This is a genomic window from Pseudomonas sp. EL_65y_Pfl1_R83, assembly GCF_963970695.1.
Taxonomy (GTDB): Bacteria; Pseudomonadota; Gammaproteobacteria; order Pseudomonadales; family Pseudomonadaceae; genus Aquipseudomonas; species Aquipseudomonas tritici.
On the sequence record NZ_CAXAQI010000285.1, the window covers coordinates 1 to 500 of the forward strand.

Annotated in this window: 1 protein-coding gene and 1 pseudogene; one reads left to right on the forward strand and one right to left on the reverse strand. The window is 64.8% G+C overall.

Going from position 1 to position 500, the window contains the following annotated elements; all coding sequences use genetic code 11:
- Window positions 1–289: pseudogene (locus AACY08_RS28900) on the reverse strand (hypothetical protein); the annotation flags it as partial.
- A gap of 116 nt (window positions 290–405) precedes the next feature.
- Between AACY08_RS28900 and rpoZ the strand changes: the two are divergent.
- Window positions 406–500, forward strand: a 95-nt coding sequence (gene rpoZ, locus AACY08_RS28905; RefSeq protein ID WP_339472502.1) for a DNA-directed RNA polymerase subunit omega, incomplete at its 3' end; no start/stop codon positions are given.

Below are 500 nucleotides of genomic sequence, written 5' to 3' on the forward strand. Positions count from 1 at the left end.
CGCCGGCTTCGCGTAGCGGTTCGAAAAAGTGATGGCTCTCGGCGACTTCGCTGCCCAGGCCGTCGACCACCAGCGATACCTTCACCCCGCGCGCCGCCGCCCGGATCATCGCGCCGCGCACCTTGGCCCCGGCCGCGTCATCGACATAGATGTAGTAGAGGATGCGCAGCGTGTGTTTGGCACCGTCGATTAGCGCGATCAGCGTGTCGAGACGTCGCGGACCCGTATCGAGCATGGTCAGGCGGTTGCCAGCGACCGTGAAGGTCGGTTGTTCGCGCGGGCTCTCCATCCGCCTGCTCTGGCGGGGCCGCTGGCGGGATGCAACCCGCTTTCCTTGACTCCCGCGCACTTCCAGCCTAAATCGCCGCCTTTCCGACTATCGTCGTACAAGCAAGGAAGCCGTTCATGGCGCGCGTCACTGTCGAAGATTGCGTCGACAAGATTCCCAACCGCTTCGATCTCGTCCTGTTCGCCGCCCAGCGCGCGCGGCAGATTTCGGG